General features: G+C 44.1%; 21 protein-coding genes and 1 other RNA gene. 6 read left to right on the top strand and 16 right to left on the bottom strand.

Annotation, left to right across the window (positions count from 1 at the left end; genetic code table 11):
* Positions 1–713: 713 nt before the first annotated feature.
* From AAEY27_RS05710 to AAEY27_RS05730, 5 genes are read right to left on the bottom strand one after another with little or no spacing between them, the layout of a single operon-like run.
* Entirely contained in the window at positions 714–1,043 is a 330-nt protein-coding gene (locus tag AAEY27_RS05710) for a TA system toxin CbtA family protein (protein WP_342323942.1), read from the bottom strand.
* A 20-nt stretch (positions 1,044–1,063) separates the two neighbouring features.
* The gene (locus tag AAEY27_RS05715; protein WP_342323943.1) at positions 1,064–1,381 is read right to left on the bottom strand and encodes a type IV toxin-antitoxin system YeeU family antitoxin; all 318 of its coding nucleotides are present in this window, start codon (positions 1,379–1,381) and stop codon (positions 1,064–1,066) included.
* 17 nt (positions 1,382–1,398) lie between these two features.
* Positions 1,399–1,620, bottom strand: coding sequence for a DUF987 domain-containing protein (locus tag AAEY27_RS05720; RefSeq protein WP_318243279.1), 222 nt, complete (start codon positions 1,618–1,620; stop codon positions 1,399–1,401).
* A gap of 8 nt (positions 1,621–1,628) precedes the next feature.
* Complete coding sequence (radC, locus tag AAEY27_RS05725; protein ID WP_318243278.1) at positions 1,629–2,111, bottom strand: RadC family protein; 483 nt, start codon at positions 2,109–2,111, stop codon at positions 1,629–1,631.
* An 8-nt stretch (positions 2,112–2,119) separates the two neighbouring features.
* Positions 2,120–2,548, bottom strand: a complete 429-nt coding sequence (locus tag AAEY27_RS05730) for an antirestriction protein (RefSeq protein ID WP_342325475.1) — start codon at positions 2,546–2,548, stop codon at positions 2,120–2,122.
* Between the two features lie 408 nt (positions 2,549–2,956).
* On the opposite strand from AAEY27_RS05730, the gene AAEY27_RS05735 reads away from it, so the two are divergent.
* A complete protein-coding gene (locus tag AAEY27_RS05735) occupies positions 2,957–3,940 on the top strand; it encodes a DUF6896 domain-containing protein (RefSeq protein WP_342323944.1) in 984 nt (327 codons plus the stop codon).
* A 206-nt stretch (positions 3,941–4,146) separates the two neighbouring features.
* Here AAEY27_RS05735 and yfjT read toward each other — a convergent pair whose 3' ends face one another.
* Genes yfjT through AAEY27_RS05755 form a run of 4 tightly spaced genes read right to left on the bottom strand, consistent with a single transcriptional unit; the run spans position 4,147 to position 6,058 of the window.
* Positions 4,147–4,614: a protein YfjT gene (yfjT, locus tag AAEY27_RS05740; RefSeq protein WP_342323945.1), complete on the bottom strand. Its 468-nt coding sequence runs from the start codon at positions 4,612–4,614 to the stop codon at positions 4,147–4,149.
* Positions 4,615–4,637: 23 nt separating this feature from the next.
* Complete coding sequence (locus tag AAEY27_RS05745; RefSeq protein ID WP_342323946.1) at positions 4,638–5,081, bottom strand: YfjS/YafY family lipoprotein; 444 nt, start codon at positions 5,079–5,081, stop codon at positions 4,638–4,640.
* The gene (gene ypjK, locus AAEY27_RS05750) at positions 5,071–5,316 is read right to left on the bottom strand and encodes a protein YpjK (protein ID WP_016243781.1); all 246 of its coding nucleotides are present in this window, start codon (positions 5,314–5,316) and stop codon (positions 5,071–5,073) included. The genes AAEY27_RS05745 and ypjK overlap by 11 nt, the downstream gene beginning before the upstream one ends.
* Positions 5,317–5,356: 40 nt before the next feature.
* A complete protein-coding gene (locus AAEY27_RS05755) occupies positions 5,357–6,058 on the bottom strand; it encodes a WYL domain-containing protein (RefSeq protein WP_318243273.1) in 702 nt (233 codons plus the stop codon).
* 144 nt (positions 6,059–6,202) lie between these two features.
* On the opposite strand from AAEY27_RS05755, the gene AAEY27_RS05760 reads away from it, so the two are divergent.
* A protein-coding gene (locus AAEY27_RS05760; protein ID WP_342322006.1) for an IS3 family transposase occupies positions 6,203–7,416 on the top strand; the annotation gives its coding sequence in 2 pieces (ribosomal slippage) (positions 6,203–6,497 and positions 6,497–7,416; 1,215 coding nt in all).
* Between the two features lie 120 nt (positions 7,417–7,536).
* On the opposite strand, the gene AAEY27_RS05765 is transcribed toward AAEY27_RS05760, so the two are convergent.
* Both AAEY27_RS05765 and AAEY27_RS05770 read right to left on the bottom strand, forming a co-directional pair.
* On the bottom strand, positions 7,537–8,358 hold the full coding sequence (locus AAEY27_RS05765; RefSeq protein ID WP_342323947.1) for a DUF932 domain-containing protein: 822 nt from the start codon (positions 8,356–8,358) through the stop codon (positions 7,537–7,539).
* A gap of 91 nt (positions 8,359–8,449) precedes the next feature.
* Entirely contained in the window at positions 8,450–9,313 is an 864-nt protein-coding gene (locus AAEY27_RS05770; protein WP_342323948.1) for a GTPase family protein, read from the bottom strand.
* A gap of 388 nt (positions 9,314–9,701) precedes the next feature.
* On the opposite strand from AAEY27_RS05770, the gene AAEY27_RS05775 reads away from it, so the two are divergent.
* Genes AAEY27_RS05775 through AAEY27_RS05785 form a run of 3 tightly spaced genes read left to right on the top strand, consistent with a single transcriptional unit; the run spans position 9,702 to position 12,708 of the window.
* The gene (locus tag AAEY27_RS05775) at positions 9,702–10,736 is read left to right on the top strand and encodes a DNA-methyltransferase (RefSeq protein ID WP_342323949.1); all 1,035 of its coding nucleotides are present in this window, start codon (positions 9,702–9,704) and stop codon (positions 10,734–10,736) included.
* A gap of 9 nt (positions 10,737–10,745) precedes the next feature.
* On the top strand, positions 10,746–11,723 hold the full coding sequence (locus AAEY27_RS05780) for a DGQHR domain-containing protein (protein ID WP_342323950.1): 978 nt from the start codon (positions 10,746–10,748) through the stop codon (positions 11,721–11,723).
* A 13-nt stretch (positions 11,724–11,736) separates the two neighbouring features.
* Entirely contained in the window at positions 11,737–12,708 is a 972-nt protein-coding gene (locus AAEY27_RS05785; RefSeq protein ID WP_318243268.1) for a hypothetical protein, read from the top strand.
* A gap of 99 nt (positions 12,709–12,807) precedes the next feature.
* On the opposite strand, the gene AAEY27_RS05790 is transcribed toward AAEY27_RS05785, so the two are convergent.
* From AAEY27_RS05790 to AAEY27_RS05800, 3 genes are all read right to left on the bottom strand, one after another.
* Positions 12,808–13,428, bottom strand: coding sequence for an inovirus Gp2 family protein (locus tag AAEY27_RS05790; protein ID WP_318243267.1), 621 nt, complete (start codon positions 13,426–13,428; stop codon positions 12,808–12,810).
* A gap of 242 nt (positions 13,429–13,670) precedes the next feature.
* A complete protein-coding gene (locus AAEY27_RS05795) occupies positions 13,671–15,068 on the bottom strand; it encodes a YfjI family protein (RefSeq protein WP_342323951.1) in 1,398 nt (465 codons plus the stop codon).
* Between the two features lie 122 nt (positions 15,069–15,190).
* Positions 15,191–15,403, bottom strand: coding sequence for an AlpA family transcriptional regulator (locus tag AAEY27_RS05800; RefSeq protein WP_342323952.1), 213 nt, complete (start codon positions 15,401–15,403; stop codon positions 15,191–15,193).
* A 125-nt stretch (positions 15,404–15,528) separates the two neighbouring features.
* Here AAEY27_RS05800 and AAEY27_RS05805 point away from each other — a divergent pair, with 125 nt between their 5' ends.
* Complete coding sequence (locus AAEY27_RS05805; protein ID WP_342323953.1) at positions 15,529–16,407, top strand: hypothetical protein; 879 nt, start codon at positions 15,529–15,531, stop codon at positions 16,405–16,407.
* 58 nt (positions 16,408–16,465) lie between these two features.
* Here AAEY27_RS05805 and AAEY27_RS05810 read toward each other — a convergent pair whose 3' ends face one another.
* The gene (locus AAEY27_RS05810; protein WP_342323954.1) at positions 16,466–17,707 is read right to left on the bottom strand and encodes an integrase; all 1,242 of its coding nucleotides are present in this window, start codon (positions 17,705–17,707) and stop codon (positions 16,466–16,468) included.
* A 203-nt stretch (positions 17,708–17,910) separates the two neighbouring features.
* Positions 17,911–18,274, bottom strand: a transfer-messenger RNA (tmRNA) gene (gene ssrA, locus AAEY27_RS05815).
* Positions 18,275–18,603: the final 329 nt, after the last annotated feature.

An 18,603-nucleotide genomic window follows, 5' to 3' on the forward strand; every position in this document is an offset into this window, starting at 1 on the left:
GGGCAGGGGGAGATATCCCCTGCTTTACCTCGCTGCCTGTAATGAAATCACTCCCAGCTCTGGCTCGACATTATTAACGGATGTCGACTTCCCCGAAAAGAATCTCTTCAATCGCAGTTGCTCTTTTGCGAAAAGGATTCGACTTTAAAATCAACGCGCTAATACAGAGTGATTTTCCTTGTCACTTGTGGGGTTTTCTCAGTATTGCCCCGCCACGCCTGCAAAATCAGGCGTCGGGATTAGCCCCCTGAAACCTTAGTGGCGACATAAGTTTTATGTCGTAAGTTCGGTTATATCTCAATGGTGGGCTGGGCGGGAGCTGCAATGCAAAGCCCTTTTACATACGGTGAAGGGCTTTTGCTTTTCAAATTGCGCTATGCATGAGCAACTCAATACTTTGAATGGTAACGCTGTAATTTGACAATAAGCGCACAAAAAAGCCCGCCAAACTTGCGCTTAGCGGGCTTTCAGGACTTCGTTGACTGGCTCTGGTGACCATCAACCAAGAATTTTGGGCTGGCGGAGTCTGAATTGGTTATGTAACTTGTTGTTAAATAGATTGTAATATTCAATTCAATTTTCATTTTGGTCCTATTGTTGGTCCTAAAAGAAAATGTCAGGTTTTTTGCAGGGAAGGAGAGGGCAGAGTAGAAGTCTCTTCGTCTGTGAGATTAGCATTTTGATTTCACTTAGTCTGCTCTAAATTTAAGCGTTTATTTCACGTTAGTTTTTAGCAAGCCGGTAGAGCGCCTTGCTCGCAGAATATCTACTACGGATATATACGGGGTCTGCTCTTGCCATGAAAATCCCTTTCGGTCGATACGAACTAGTTCGTACTTATCCACCAGAAAGTTGACTGCATCGGCCAGGGTGATCCTTGCATCAATATGTTCCTTAATAACAGTTTCATCACTGAACGGCGTGTCGCTCAGTGTCAGGCCATAGTGCTGTTCCAGCAGACGTGTCAGTAACATTTGCCAGACAGCCACGGGCGACAGACAGGGCTTCGCTGCCTGCGAAATTTTAGCAGGTAGAGTTTTCATGCTTGCTCTCGTGAAATTAGTTAGCTTTGAGTGGGATAAACTGCGATGTATACGTAGCCGCAACTGCCAAGGGTGTCGGCTTCGCAGATAAAACCGTTGTGGTAAAGGGTGACGCAGTGGGCATGGCGAGGATTCATTTCACCAGTGGTCAGCATCGATTCCATCTGACTGATAAAATGCGGAAATGCCGCATCCAGCTTGAGACATTCGGCGTCACTAAACTTACCGGTGATACTGGCCCGGTCATCCAGATAGTGCAGCCGGTTGCCCTCCTGCACCAGACGTGCTCCCAGGCGCGGCGTGAAATCCCGCTGCAGGCCCCATGTAGTGTTGCTCATTTATAACCTCTTTATTGTCAGTTCAGGGTGATACTCATCAGACAGGTATAAGGTCCGTTGCGGTCCTGGCGGCGTTCGGCGTATATCGCCAGCACGCCGGGAATGTCAGGAACGGCCAGACCGGTGTAATGACAGACACTACCGTGCCACTGGTATCTGCCGGTGCAGTATCGAAAAATGCGGGAGGCCGGATGCTGGCGGTATATCGTCATTGCCCGGCGTTTACTGATAATTTTCATGTCATACCTCAAAGCAAACCGTGTTCAGCAAACGACAATATCTGCGTGCCACCGACAATGAGATGGTCAGGAACACGGATATCAACGAGCTGAAGCGCCTGCACCAGACGCTGCGTGATGGACTTATCTGCCTGGCTGGGTGTGGTGTCACCGGAGGGATGGTTATGCGCCACTATCACTGCTGCCGCATTGAAGTAAAGGGCACGTTTGACCACCTCACGGGGATGCACCTCGGTACTGCTAATAGAACCGGCAAAAAGGGTTTCGTGAGCAATCAACTGGTTCTGCTGGTTCAGGTACAGCACCATGAACTCTTCGCGTTCCAGCCCCGCCATTTTTAGCTTTAGCCAGTCACGGGCAGCTTGGGTGGAGGTGAATGCCACGTCTGTTTCGCGCATGTGTCGGTCAAGCAGCGTTAAGGCGCGTTTTACCGTGCGTTGTGCGGTTAGTGATAGTGCCGGAGCCAGGGGGATAAGCGACTGTTCCATCATAAGTATCCTTAATCAATAATGTGCAGAATGGCGCTGGATTCAGGGTGCTGCAGAGCGTAATCCCGCAGGCGGTAATAGTGTTCAGTCATGGCATCGTATTCGGTGCGACAAGCGTGATGGCTGTATTCAATCAGGCAGACAGCGATACCAGCGGCTTCCGCGCTCGTTTGCGCACTATTGACGTTCATGCCGTTGAGCAGATGCCATTTATCGTTACCGTCAGCACCACGGACCATAAACGCTCCACCATTGCTGAGCGTGTAAAAGGACCAGATACCACCGCTATACTCATCACATAAGCGGTCCATCCTGGCGAAAATACGAGGTTCCAGCGTTATCCATTGGGGGATGGACCCAAAGTGCTGCGGCCAGAAGCTGATACGCATTTCATCATGTATGACAGCGGCATAAAGTAAGTTGTCTTCGGTGGACTCCATCCAATTGAGATTAAGTTGATTATTTAGTTCTAACGTCTTGACGTTATACATAGTGCTTTTCCTTTTGGTGCATCGAAGGCCGAAGTTGCTCATAGATCTGAGGATCGTCAGATTTTTGCTAAACAGACTTTAGAGTGAAAAACAAAAGTCCCGCCATCCGATAAAGGAGACGGGGATTCACGGAGATAATCTCTTTCTGAAATTATTTGGAATATAAGCAGAAAATCTGTAGCAGCTTCCACCTTGGATGGACGCGCATGGTTGATCAGCAGCTATGTTCCAGAAGCTGAAATTGAGAATGTGCCACATGAAAATTGTTCATTAAGGGAGGTGTATTAATAATTTGACTATTATTTTTTGAAGGTTTTGAGATATTATTGTTTCAGTAATGAAATGTAGGCCACTGCGATGAATGAAAAATTAGCTTGTTTAGTTTTTGATTTTCAAGAAAAGATCCTGGTTGCGCTAAAAATAATGCATCGTTCTGGTATACCAATGCCATTGAGTTGTAATCATTGGATTGAATTAGATATACCAATTTCTGGTGAGCTAGATGGTGGTGTTAAATACCATAAACATGGTGCTGGTTGTTTGGTAAAGCTTAGCTCTGGGGATGTTAATTTTGATTTCGGTGCGCAGGGGGAGGTTGGCGGGTTTAATTTATGGTGGCTTATCCTGTTTGCAGGAGAGAATCTGAGTACCTATGGGTTCAATAGTAAGGATGAAGTTGCTGACTGTTTGAGTGAGGCCCTAGAGAAAGGAGAATTAGTTTGTCCTGATGGTGACCTTTACTATATTGCTAATACTCCATTTTTCTACGCTGTAGACATAGATAGCAGACACCCTGAAGATACACTCCCCAATCGGAATCAGGACCGTGTGCTGGTTCTTCTTACTCATTATTTCCAGTCTGCTGATCTTATGTTTAGGAATTACGAAAAGCTCAGACAAAAATCGCATATAAATGGTCAGCTGAATGAACGAGATGAAATAGATATAAGGATTTATCTTTCTACTTGGTTAGGTTTTCTAGGTGTGGTTTGCGAGGGGGTTCGCAAGCTAAATCTGAGGATCTTGCTTAATAATGAGCGTCCTGATAATTTTAAAGAGTTAATACCGATTTCAGATAGCATAGGCAAGTTAATGAAAGAACATGCAGATTCTCTCAGGATATTTAGAAATAATGTTTTCCATCTCAGGGAAAATGCGAGTTTTGTATATGATTTTTTTGATGTGAATTTTGAGCGCATTTCATGGGCACGTGAATTACACATGGCGCTTTCTTATTTTTTTACACAGTATAGAGTGCATTGTGAAGTGCATTACGTCATTAACGGACGTAAAGGTGAGAGTGATTTAATAAAGAAAAAGGCAGTGCGGCATAAAAGTTGATTTCGTTGTGGCGACCCGTTGGACTCACAGTTCATAACGGACCTTATTGAACTTGATTTTTGTTTGCTTCGCATTGTGAGTTCAATCTGTTGAAGCCATGTTGCTAATGTAATTAAATCTGGTCTGGACATTTCAGGATTCTGATAAAATAAAACCCCGGCAGCCTGGTGGCTGTCGGGGTTAGTTTGCGGAAGAAGATGCGGCTTTCAGTCGTTACCGCAGTCTCCGGGAGTAGGCAGGACTTTCTCAGCGTTCTTCAGGTCAGCAGTGAAAGTCCCCGCTTTGCGATCATTGACGTAGACACTGAACTGTCTGGCCTTACGGATACCCATGATGAAACTAAACCAGGCATTATCCCCGTTACGCCAACCAAGGGTTGAGGGAATGGCATATTGCTTATGGTCCATCACCACTGTGATGTCAGTACTGTCGTCATGCGAGCTCACTGTTTTATCCCCGGCGAGGGTAAGAAAAACCGAGTGCTGGTAAATACCGTTCTGGTCCGGATTTTCCGTGCAGTTGATGGTAAACATCTTTCCGCTGGCATCAGTCACGCTGTATTCCGCATTGCCCTGACCGTACCCCTGTTGCCAGAGTCCCGAGACCGCAGAGGCATTAAAGCTCGCGAGCAGTATACCGGCCAGCACAAACCGGCTTAGTGAACGTATTTTCATTTCTGTCTCCTTTATCGTTGTTTTTATTCCTGGTTCTCAGGGTTTGAGGGTATCAACAGTCGTCCCATCAGTTTGCCGTCATGGGAATATTCGAAGTATTTTTCCTTCGTGAAAGGGTCCGTAACCTCGTGGTATTCGAGTTTAATGTTGTCGGCAATACACAGCGCATTCATCAGCGGCTGAACGGTTTTTTCCTCCATATCTACGAGGTAGTAGTAACTGCCTCCCTCGCAGCCATCGGGCGACTGGCGGGTACGTAAGACCTGCAGGGTGAGACCGGATGAGAAGCCAACCTGGGACCATTCTTCGCTGACATCATCCTGACGGCTGACAACATCGCTGAAGCGCGGAGGCGTGAGGTCCTTAAATTTACTGATAGCTTTGAGGTCATTACTCCTGTCATCGCAGGCGCTCAGAAACAGAGTGGCGGCAACCAGCCCCAGCAGAGGTAGTGTTTTACGTTTCATTATTTTTTCCTGAAATCAGACGAACCACTTTGGCAAAGACATAAATCCCCACAAAAATACCCACCGGCACACCGACGAACGGCGTCAGTGCAACACTGGCAGCACCGGCTGCACCGCCGCCCGTCAGCAGAGCGGCAACGGTGGCAAGCGTCAGGGCGATGAGGCTGTCGGACACCCCGGTTTTGTTCAGAATGATGACGATGACAACAATGGCGATAATGGCAATAACGGGCATCGGGTTCCTCCCTGTTGCCGGGTTGATAACAACGCCTGCGCTATTCCGGTGGGCTGTCAGCCGGAACAAACGTAAGCAGTGACTGCTGGATAAAGCGAAAATGGGGTAAGGCCTGAATGAAAACCGGGTCTTCAGTCAGACGGCACAGACTGTCATTGCGGCGAAAAGTCTCCTGCAAAGGATGAATCAGATGGATTTCATCAAGTGTGAATACGGCGATATGCCCGTCGTGTTCAGCCACCAGATACCAGGTCTGCTGGTGGATGAGTAACCGGCAGGGAGCCAGGCGCTCACAGCGTCGCCCCTCCGCAATCAGCGTCACCCGCCTGCGCCCGGTAATGGCCTGAATCAGTCTCCAGAAAGACAATGCTCCTGAGGGCGAAGGAACCGGATTAGCTGGTGCTATCACGCAGGGAGACTCATCGCACATCAGCAGAGCGTTCACCAGACGGCGGTCAAGGCCTGGAAAAAGTCCGGCCAGCCCGCTGCGGTGAGCAAAGATAAGCACGTCGGGCACCATCTGCATTTCACTGCCAGCAGTACGTAAGCGGCAATATCCGGACTGATACTCCAGGTCCAGATACATCAGCCGCTCGCGAAAATCACGCCGCAGCGTGCGCACCGACACACCAAACTCAGCGGCCAGCTTACGCACACTCAGCGTTTCCCCCGCCACCAGACGGCTGATTATCAGTGACAGTCTGACAGCCAGCCGGTCATGGCGGCGTTCTGCCTGTGTCATGAGACGTTCTCCGTGGAAGTTAACTAACTGAAAATGATGTGATTACTTTAAATAAGGGGGCGGACAGGGTATGGACACCACAGAAACTATTTTTTATTTCTGCAAAAGTGTAGTGGCACAGTAAATTTGGCCACCTGATTAAAGGTGATATTCTCACCACAACATAAAACAGGTGACTTAATGAACAAGAAAACTAAGCGTACTTTCACCCCTGAGTTCAGGCTGGAATGTGCACAGCTGATTGTTGATAAGGGCTACTCATATCGACAAGCCAGTGAAGCGATGAATGTCGGTTCTACCACGCTTGAGAGCTGGGTGCGCCAGCTCAGGCGAGAGCGGCAGGGGATTACGCCCTCTGCAACTCCCATTACTGCAGAGCAGCAACGTATTCGCGAGCTGGAAAAGCAGGTTCGCCGCCTGGAGGAACAGAATACGATATTAAAAAAGGCTACCGCACTCTTGATGTCCGACTCACTGAACGGTTCACGATAGCCGCCAGACTGAGTGACAGCCACACGGTTGTCAGCCTTTGCTCCGCGCTGGAAATACACCGTAGCAGTTACCGGTACTGGCGAAAACGACGCGATACTGTCAATCCGGCGCGAGTCAGGTTGTACAGCGAAATACGCCGGGCGTGGAACCAGAGCCGGGGCTCAGCAGGCGCACGCACGCTTGCTGAAATGCTGGCTCAAAATGGCGTTCCGATGACCCGTTACCGTGCCGGGCGTCTGATGAAATACCTAAGCCTGAGCAGTTGCCAGCCCGGAAAACATCAGTACAAAAATGCCCGTCAGGAGCATACCTGCCTGCCGAATCTGCTCGAGCGTCAGTTCGCTGTACCGGAGCCAGACCGGGTATGGTGTGGAGATATTACGTATATCTGGGCTGGAAATCGCTGGTGCTATCTGGCGGTTGTTATGGATCTTTTTGCCCGCAGGGTTATCGGCTGGAGTCTGTCAGCGAATGCCGATACCGCACTGATAAGCAGTGCTCTGCGGATGGCCTATGAGACGCGTGGTCAACCGCGTGATGTCATGTTCCATAGCGACCAGGGAAGCCAGTATACAGGCCTTAAATATCAGCAAGTTCTCTGGCGTTACAGGATAAAGCAAAGCGTCAGTCGTCGGGGGAACTGCTGGGATAATAGCCCCATGGAACGCTTCTTCCGTAGTCTGAAAACAGAATGGGTGCCGACGAATGGTTACGCAGGTAAGGATGAGGCCCGGCGACAAATCGGCGGTTATATCCTGAATTACTACAATAGCGTCAGACCTCATCATTACAACGGGGGGCTAACGCCGGAAGAATCAGAGAACCGATACCGTTCTTACTGTAAAACCGTGGCCAGTATTACTTGACCACTACAAAAGCCAGATGTAGCGGGGGTTACAGGCCATCCCTCGGTGTGTGAGGACCGCCAGCACGTTGCAATGCGGACAGGTGGTGTCCGATATTAACAACGTGGCAACATGAAACGGTCACCGCAGTTGCGTGAACATCGCTTCCGCCATCACCCACAGTGCCCGGTTAAGTTTCACGTCCCCGTCAATACCGCGAACGGCACGGGTATGTGACCGCCCCCCTTTAGCATTACGCCCACTGAGACCGCCCTTAATCAGGTTCTCCTGAATACGCTGGTACGTGGTCCACAGGTCGTTACTCTCATCCTGCCAGCGGCGCGGAGAGAGTATTTGCGACTCAGTCACCGGCTGGTGGTCTTCACCAAAGCGGTATGTGAGAGCGGCTTTTGCCAGTGCCTGCTGTGCCGGGGGCGGCAACAGCAACGACTGCATGGCATCCCGTTTCTCCTCCACCCGGTCAAAAATCCCCAGTACCTCATACGCGCCTTCAATCACCTGACTCACCACGTCCCCCTTGTGCGGCACCCGCACCTCGCCAAACGACTCACCACAGACAAGGCCGTTCTGACAAACCGCACGAAATAGTCCCGGCAGCATCTGGTACGAACTGCTGCCATCGTGAGAGTTGAGCAGGATAATTTCCGGCACCTGCTTACCAGTTATCTGTCCCTCACGCCGCAGACGCAGCATATGCTTGGTGTGTTCTCGACGATCCGGATCACGCACACGGGTCTGACAGGCAAAGAATGGCTGGAAGCCTTCTCGCTGCAGGCTGTCCAGCAAGGAGATGGTGGGTATATAGGTGTAGCGTTCACTACGGGACTCGTGTTTGTCCTCGCTGAACACGCTGGGCACGACGCGAAACAGCTCTTCACGGGTTAACGGACGGTCACGACGGATAAGATTTGCAGCGCCAAAGCGCGAGGCCAAACGGGTCATAAGCAGACTCCTCATAATGGGAAAACAAATAAAAGAAAACCCCGTCGCATTGGCGACAAGGTTAGGGAAATAACAGGGATGGGTTAAATACTTAAAAGAAGAAATCCCACACAGCACGGGCAACGGACACCACGGTGTTACGGACGGCCTGTATTACGGCCCGCACCGGAGCGGGAATAAGGGGGAAAGCACTGACGGTATCAAGTACCGCACCTACGGTTTCACCGAAATCGTCACGTGCCTGCTCTCTGACTACCGTTGTGCGAAAGGGCCGCTGCAGTTGCGACACCACCGGACTGCTGGCCTCGCGTGGCAGACATTTAATCATCCGCTCTGCCATCACCCGCAATCCCCACTGCAGACGAACCGACACAGCACACACTGGATGCACGGGCTGGAACAACTCATGCAACAGGCAGATTTTGCGGCTGATGTTTTGCTTCTGCTCCGTGGACAGGGTGTTTCCACCGCTTGTGGGTTCAGCTTTGTCTGACTGGCTGATAACAAACAGCACCTTATGCCGGTATGCCTCACCAATCACCTGCCTATAAAAATGCTCATCCACCGCCAGTGCCCGATCATCAGCCTTAATCAGCCACAGTACCAGATCAAGCCGGGGAAGCTGTTCACGGTACAACCCTGCATACTCAGTATCGCGGGCACTACTTTCACCCACTCCGGGCAGGTCCACGATGGTCATAAACCGCTCACCGACTTGCAGGCGAAATCGCAAAGGTTCACGGGTGCAGGCCGCGACATCGCTGACAGGCGATATTTCGCCGACAAACAAGTCATTACAAAGACTACTTTTTCCTGAGCCGGTTTTACCCATAATTCCAATTACTGGTTCGTAATTGGAGAGAAGACGAATTTGCTGCATGGCCTGTTCTGAGATCCATGTAGGCAAGCCATTAAGTGAATCTTGCAGAGTCTGCAAGCTTTCTTGAATTTTCATGAAATCTCCTGAGAAAAAGAAAAAACGGCGAACCTGTATGTGTTCGGCGCAGTAATGCTATATACAATTTAATTATATCTATCTGAAATTAAATGGGATTTCATGTTGGTTCATGTAACGTTTATCTGAAACGAACATAGAGCTTTTTATGGGGTTTGGGTACTAAAAGAGTTAAGGAGTTGATGGGGAAGTAATTTTCTTAAACATGAAATGAGCAGAATTTTAAGTATTAAAAAAATAAAAGTCCTGCCTTTGTATTTAAATAATTGATTTTTAATGTTTTTTAGTTGGAGAGATAGGTTGAGAAATCTTCGTACGATGTGCATAATATCTCTCTAGGATGCACATGAAATGTTGAGTTAACCCGTTGAAAAAAAATGCAAAAAAAATGATCGAAGAATATATTAATGGCACTCAAAAGCATCCATTGTTTGTGCAGGGCGATGCTCTATCTGTCCTTAAATCAATGCCCGATGAGTCAGTAAACTGTGTGATAACCTCACCACCATACTGGCTACAAAGAGAATATGAAAATGGTGGGCTTGGCCAAGAGAAGAAAAAAGAAGATTATATAAATAATCTTTTACAGATATTTAGTCAAGTGAAGAGAATACTTACAAGCGATGGTTCTTTCTGGCTTAATATTAATGATACTTACTATAAAAAGAGTTTGGCTGGTATTCCATGGCGTATAGCTATAGCGATGATGGATGAGCAAAATTGGGTTTTGAGAAATGATGTGATATGGAATAAATTAAAAGGTGGAATGGACAGTTCTCGGGATAGGCTTAATAATTTGCACGAGAATATTTTTCACTTCGTTAAGGGCGGTAAATATTATTATAACATTGACGCTATACGAACTACGTCACGAAAATCATATATAAAGAATGGTGCGGTAGTTTCAGCCACAGGCGTTACAGGTGTTAACTATAGAAGAAGAATCGAACTATCAACAGCGTTGAGTGATGAGGAAAAAAAAATTGCTTTCGGCGCTTTGGATAGTGTGTTATTGGAAATTGCCAATAATAAAATATCAGATTTTAGAATGGTGATAAGAGGGCAGCACCGAACTACTCACTCTGATAGAGTAAAAATATCAGGTCGAGCCAGAGAGTTGCAGGAGAAGGGGTTCTATTTCTTAAAATATCATCCGAAGGGAAGTAAGCCGAGTGATGTATGGGAAATACCGCCAGAAGATGCACATAAAAGGGGAGCTCATTTTGCGCCTTATCCAGAAGAAATTTGCATGATTCCAATACTTGCAACCTGCCCTGAGGGTGGAATAGTGTTAGATCCATTTGTTGGCACAGGAACAACTACTACTGTCGCTAATAGATTAGGTTTTAGATCAATAGGTATAGACCTTTCCGAACACTACTTGAAAATCGCTGAAAAACGTATTGAGAAAAAAAAATTATAGGAGTTTAGAATGTCTGATAATGATTACGATGTTAATAGCTACACTTTTAGTTTGATCACCCAAGGACGGCATAAATTCTATTCCTTAACACTGTATTCTGATATATTAGCTGATACTTGTTTTGTTACAACGAGATATGACGACCCTTTAGAAGGTTTCCAACGACGCTTAGATGAAAAACGTGCTCAAGAAATTGCAGACTACATTGATAGCGGATTTGGAACAATACCTAATGCAGTCGTATTATCGGCACAGCCTGAAGCTGAACTTACAGTTAAAAAAGGGGGGCGAGCTCTTACGATAAAAATGCACCCTAAGGCTTTTTTAGTGTTAGATGGTCAACATCGGGTTTGGGGATATAAATTAGCAAAAAGTAAACTGCGCATCCCTGTTGTGATATATACAGGCTTGACTAAGGCTGAAGAAACAAGGCTTTTTATTGATATAAATACGAAACAGAGACCAGTTCCAAGTGAGTTGCTTCTCGATATTAAGCAACTTGCTGAATTGGAAGGGGACGTTGAAAGTCTTCTGCGTGATTTATTTAATCAATTTCAAAAAGATAAGTTTAGCGTATTAACTGGATTATTAAGTCCTAATGAAAAAGTTAAAGGTAAAATTAGTAGAACAACATTTAACACAAGTTTCTCAAATATAATTGGCGTTCTTGGCAATAAGAACACGGATGAGTTGTATGAAATATTTAACTCTTATCTCGGAGCTATTGTAGATGTATTTGAAAAGGCAGGGTTTAAGAGTGAAATAACAACACCAAATATTTTTAAAGGAATAATCGCATTCTTCCCAGAAGTTGCTTCTAGAGTTAAATATAAATTTAATTCTGAATACAGTAATGAAAATTTTGCTGAAATTATACAGCCAGTGCCTTTATCTTTAAATAAGGCTCTGATTTTAAAGTCTAAAAGATCCTATAAGACGTTGACTGAAGCCTTAAATAACTCATTGACAAAAAGTTTCCAGCTATGAGGGAATGAAATTTATGTCAATAGCATCAGATGTTTTAAGGCCTTATTTTGTCGATGGATTAACCGATGTGAGTGGTGTTACTGACACCACTTTCAAGCAATGGATAGAATCCGAGCCTCAAGTTCTAGATAGTTATAATGTTACAAGTAAACAGTTTAATTTTTATATCAGCAATAAGGAAACATTTTTAAGAGCCTTAGCTTTTGATATTTCTAGGATGACAATTGCGACATTTGAGTCAATTTATGATATTTCTGCCGAGTATGAAATTCCTCGCTCAACTGCTTGGCCGCTGATACGCTCTTATTACTCTGCGTTTTTTGCAGCACATACGTTATTGAGAATTTTAGGTTATGGAGTTATACAACTAGAAAGAAATCAATCGGAAAAGCTTACTGCAGCTTTGAAATATCATGCTAATCCTCCTGGTGTTAATATAAGTGATGGGTTGCATTTGGTTATTTATCATAAGGATTTATCCTCCTTTTCAATTCAAAAACTAAACAATGGTTCTCATGAGGATACATGGTCTGTACTAGCAGAATTGCTGTCTAAAATTTCCGCTGAATTTTTACTTGATAAAAACCCAGTAAGTCAACAAAAGAAGCAGTTCTTATTTAGCCAATTGGACGATTTAGTCAAGGTAATGAAATCACATCCCTGCCATGTTCGTGCAAATTGGTTATCTAGATTACGCAACGAAATAAATTATCAACACAAACATGGAGCTTGGTATCCACACGAAAAATCGAAAAATTTTCGTACAGTTGTGTACAACAACTTAAGCTCGTGGAATAAAGAGCCTATCTTGAAAATTACTGATAAAGCTCATTACCTTGATAAATATACTCAAGTATGTACTTTCCTAGTTTCCTTGGTACGGGAGTTGACTTATGACATTGCGAGTAGGAATCCTAATGATGAATCATTTCTAAAAGTAACAGCAATAAAAGCTTTAAAACAATCAGAAAAAGGAAGAGGGTGATCTTTTATACTAATGTCTTAAATTTGATGTGTTATCGTCACAGTTGCATGAATTACCTATCATCGGCCTTTGCGTGTAATGTAAAGGCCTTCTGAAAGATTAGTTTCTACTGCATCCGAAATTTCTGTCACCATCACCGTAGAGCTTAGTATCTAATTTGGCTAAGTAATCCAGTCGGTTAAGAAGCTTTTTGTATTCATCCTCAAAGTTAAAGTCATTCACATCTAATATATATCGGCAATTTTTAGGGAAATGGACTAGTCCTGCGTAATCATCCAACTCCAGATCCAATGCGCTATACCATGCCCGTATAATCATCATCCGTAAGTTGCTTTCAGTCTCATAATCGCCTAAATGATAATAAGCATCCTTATTAAAAAAAAGACCGAGATGAAAGTGGCATTTTCCCTCTTCAGAAAATTCCCTTACCCATACATGTCTCGTTCGATTACGATATATTCTTTTCCCTTCAGTTGCTCTCATTTTTTCATTTGCATCTAATATAGCATTTAGAGAATTGCGAAATCGAGATATCACTCCAGGCTCTAGGTTTGGGAAACAACATACAGTATCACCTCTGTCAAGGATAGGTGGGTAATGCACATCAACACGCAATGCCATTGTTCTTGAAAATTCACCGATAGCATTTTGGACTACATCTTCAATATTTTTTCTATAGGCGATTACATGCTCACCATGGGAACCATTGTATAATTTCATGATTTATTTCTCGTATGATTTTAGGAGTTGTTTATATTAATAGATCACGTATGTGTTACTCGTTGTAGAAATATGGTTTTTAAGTTGTATCTAATTGTATAGATAAGTCTGAGTGATATCACTGTTATGATTCTGTATATGTTAGTATATATTACCTATCCAACATAAAAACACTTTCAAATTAACTTAAAGCCAAGTGTTACATCATTTCATAATGAAAAAACAACTCTGCAATTATTTGCCTATTGTACTGATTGTATATAGAGAGTTTTACCGAAATGTGTTACTACTATTCTTTGGTTAATAAGTAAGATATTAAGCAGTTCATCCATTTTGATTTTATTTCTGAATCGATAAGGTCCGTATTGAAGAATCTTCGTTTTACTTATATGTGGTGGGAAAGTACTAGCGCAATAATTTTTTATCCAGGAGTATAGTTCGTCACTTTCATTATTAACAAGAGTAAATCCTGAAGCTTTAGAGAACAATCTTTTGTACTCATCAACATACCAGGCACTTATCTGAATTGCAGCTTCCACAGCTTTAATTGATATATCTTCGTTACGACCTTCGAAATAATGGAGTAATGCAGCAATTCTTGCCATATTCTCTGCCATTTTTGAAGCATAATCCTTCATGTTGGATAAATAACCAATTTCGCTCATTTCCGATTCAGTTCTGTTATAAAATGAGATCCATAGTTGCTCCGCCTGCGGAGAGAGTCGTAGGATCATTCGCTCACCTTTGCCATTTCTTATAATGCTATCATTAACTATCTCAAGCAGTCGGCTATGAAATACTGGTAAGTGTTCACTGGATATCACTGGACTTGTAATCTGCCGGAATCCTTGTCTTGAATCGGGCTGGCAAATCAAGCAACGGGCAAAAAAACCAATCCCTTTAGCCATCTCACCTTTACGCTCAATATACTTATGAAATACTGTAGGTTGTATCATCATAGATAATGTCATTCTGGCGTCATGAATTAAACGTTCAGGAGAGTTTTTTCTATCAACGGAAAAATTTGAACCATCCCACATCTTGTTTATGAAAGGAAGTTCATTCAATGTATGCCCATTAAATATGGTCCCTGCTTCATCCGACATAATACCCACGGACTTCCATTCTCCACAAAGATAATCTTTAATTGCGGCTGGCGTTGCATCATTAAACATCAGCCTATATCTAACAGGTTCTTTAGGTTTGGTTTCAAATAGAAACCTCAATTGTTCATTCGTTATACTGCAATCTTTATTACGACGAGTATCAGATTTTAGTTTTGACTCCAGTGCTTTTGTTTTGATAATAAAAGCTGCTTTGTCATTCATCCATAATTGTAAATCTTGGCTATGTTTTTCAAACCAAATTTTTTCCTGTTGATACAGCGGTTTCATGAAAATCTTATCAACAGTACTTTTTCTTTCTCCTGATTCAGCAAGCGTCAGCAAAAAAAGTGAAACGGGGCTACATAGACCATTTAGCCTACAAACGTCAATTCTGTTTTGGCACACTAATGAAATTGCTCCAAGCGCCGATGCTGATATCAACGATAGAGGAGCTTGTGTTTGTCGCTCTACTTCATAAATTGCATTTCTGATTAGCGACGGAAAAACATGGACAGGAAATGGATGGGTGCTCAACTTTAAATCCTCTAAATTTTTTTGGGGAATATCGCTAACTGCTATTTTTGCTACAAATAGCAAAAATAGCAGTGTATTATTAGTTTTGTACGCATTTAGTGTGTACTCATGGATCTGTATATTCAGATAAGTTTGCTACGCCGTGTTAACCATTCATCAATCTCTGCTTCAACCCATCCAACCGATTTAACTCCGAGCATTCGCTTTTTGGGAAAAGTTGAGTCGTAACGCGGTGATTTGGGGTTCAACCAGTCATAAATTGTGGCTCGTGCCATACCAGTTTTTTGGATAACCGCAGGTAAGCGGAGTATCCTAATGGTTGATGGATTGTTCATGCTTGATTGCCTCTCATTAGTTCATTTTGGTTGTAGAAAGATTAGCGGCAAGTACTAATGCAAAAAATACGCGTACCAAAAAAACATTTTTTACAACACTTAACTAATTGATATTTGGTGTTTTTATGTTGACAGCGATTGAGTTTTGCGAAGAAATTAGTCAAAAATCGGTTTGGCTTTCTGGGCAGATGGTTGAATGTGATTGGGACATATACGTTGATGTGCTCAGCGAAAGTTATCCCGTGATACGAAAGGAACTAAGCGAGATGCGAGATCAATTCTGGAATTCTGATAAGGTAGGAACTCGTGTGATTTTGTACAGTGATCCATCTCGTAAGGAGTATAAATATTGTACTGTTGACGGAGTGGAGCAATTAAAAGAGGAATATACAGAATTATATGATCCAGCTCAGGAATGCTGGAAACAGTTAAAATCACGTATTTTCAGGGAAACATTTGTTCATCTTATTCAGGATCCTTTTTTAATTAACGATGTGTTTAAATCACATCTATTTTTTGCCTCAATGTCTTATCAATGGGGAAAGTCAGTTATGTCGGAGAATGAATGTATTGCTATTAAAGCGTTCATTAAGTCAGCTGAATTATTTGATAGATGTATTGGTATGTCATGGTTTCATGTTTCTGTATGTACCCAAAAAAAATTATCACATGTTAGAGCTAAAGCCGGAAAAGAAGGTGGGAACAGTAAATCAGAAGTGTATCGAATAATTCAGGATAAGCTTGTTTATTTGATCAATAGCTCCGTACCTGAAGGTGGGTGGAAAAGTAAAGCAGCTGCGGTGAATGACCTTATTGATCCCTTATGGAAATTTGTCGAAGAGTCAAATTTTGAAATTAATAATCAAAGTAAAAAATACCGGATATCAACAATGAGCCCTGATGCGTTGGCAGATACCATTATAAAAAACTGGTCAAGAAATATTGAAAGTATCAAATTGGCTTTAGATAATACGGTTACTAGAAAAAAGAAAACCAAAGGGTAAAATTCCGTACTACCTATAGGCGAGTTATCAGCACCCATAATGGGTGCTGATAAAGGATTCATCCTACAAGACGTATTCCCCTAACTCCACTATTCACAATGCTGCCGCTATCTGCTGCTTTAACAAAATCAGCCCACCACTGCATCATCGGTCGTCGTTGCTCAAGATAGTCACTTCGATTGTAAGCGCGACGAACCTCATTCTTATCCACATGAGCAAGTGCAGCCTCAATAACATCAGGCGGAAATCCTTCCTCATTGAGTGCCGTACTAGCGATAGAACGTAAGCCGTGTGAAACGAGTACGCCTCCTAAGCCAGCACGCTTAAGTGCGGCATTAACTGTTTGGCTGTTCATTGGCTGGGTTGGTTTGATGCGACTGGGAAAGATAAACTCTCGGCCACTACTGAGTGACTTCATCATTTCCAGAATAGAAAGAGCCTCATCCGATAGTGGAACCGTATGGTCTCGGTTCATCTTCATACGAGCTGCTGGAATTTTCCATTCTTTAGCACTGAAATCGATCTCATCCCATCGTGCCTCAGCGGCTTCGGCAGGGCGGGTAATGGTGAGAAGCTGCCACATGAACAAGCACCGCGTTGACATACTGATACTTGCTGTACGCATTGTTTGCATTAACTGTGGAAGCTGATCCGGACGGATACTCGGCATGTTTTTCTTTTGCGGTTTCTCGAACGCTTTTCCGATATTTACACTGGGAACTGCATCAATCAGGCCTGTGTTCTGCGCATAAATCATGACTTCGTTAATACGCTGACAAAGGCGTCGGACTGTCTCTAATGCACCTCTGGCCTGAACCGGCTGCACTGCTTTAACCAGAGTATGAGCCTTAATCTCAGTGACACTGATATCACCGATTGCTGGGAAAACATCTCTCTCAAGCGAGCGCCAGATATCGTCGGCATAGTCCTCTGTTACGCTGGTTTTCTTCACATTCCACCAACGCTCGGCAACTAACAGGAAAGTGTTGGTTTTAGCCTCTTGAGAATTTCTTACCTGTTCTTTCTGATGATCCTGCGGATCAATGTCTTTCGCCAACAAAACTCGAGATTCAGCTCTGAGTTTACGCGCATCAGAAAGGGAGACAGCAGGGTAGGCACCGAAGCTCTGTTTGGTTCGCTGTTTTGTCAGCGGTCGATAGTAACGGAACTGCCAGAGCTTACTACCACTGGACTTGATTAATAGAGTAAGCCCGTCCCCATCATACAGCTGGTAATCGGCATCTTTAGGTTTGGCGGCTTTGATTTCCGTATCGGTTAACGGCTTGGTTTTTCTTGCCATGGGGAATCTCCATGCGTTTAGGCCCAACGAAAACAATAGAGCTTTTCGTTGGGCCTATCAATGGGCCTAAAAGGTTCGGATTTAATTAGTTCTCTTCGGACTTCGCGGGACAAATTGAGGGCACAAAAAAGCCCGCAGGGCTTGCGCCGTGCGGGCTCTTAGGACTTCATCGGATGACTCTGGTAATCACCGATGGAGAATTTTGGTGGAGCTGGCGGGAGTTGAACCCGCGTCCGAAATTCCTACATCCTCGGTACTACATGCTTAGTCCAATCTTTACATTCGCTTGCCAGCTGCGGATGGACACGCCACTAACAAACTAGCCTGATTAGTTTTAACGCTTCAACCCCAGGCAGGGTCTCCACGCGATCTCTTTTGGGTTTGACCTCTCTTGATCCCCGTCCTAAGAGCGGAGGCTAGGGAGAGAGGGCTCTGAGCAGGTTATTAAGCTGCTAAAGCGTAGTTTTCGTCGTTTGCGACTATTTTTTTGCGGCTTTTTACGAGGCCAACCGCCCCTCGGCATGCACCTTGGGTTTCGCGAATCCCGTCGAATCCAGAATCAGCCCCAAAATGTGACGTCGAGTATAGCAGGTTTTCGACACGGCATGCCAGTCCATATCGCTACTGAATTTGGTTTCCCTGTGGCGCTTATTCTTTGAACAACGAAACTCACCTTCTATTTGTATAGTTATTCAACTATTCGCTACGCTAATAATATTCCACCCCAAATAGAAGGGAATTGGCGAGTAAATCGCAATATATTATACATTGTAAAGAAATTTACATTTATCAGGATGAATACTGGCGTTTCATTTAATTATCTCATCAAGCAGCTTAAGCAAGACTTAACTTAAGTGTATACAAACAGAATATATTCTGTATTTTCAAAATTAATA

Source organism: Kosakonia sp. BYX6 (assembly GCF_038449125.1).
GTDB classification, from domain to species: Bacteria; Pseudomonadota; Gammaproteobacteria; order Enterobacterales; family Enterobacteriaceae; genus Kosakonia; species Kosakonia calanthes.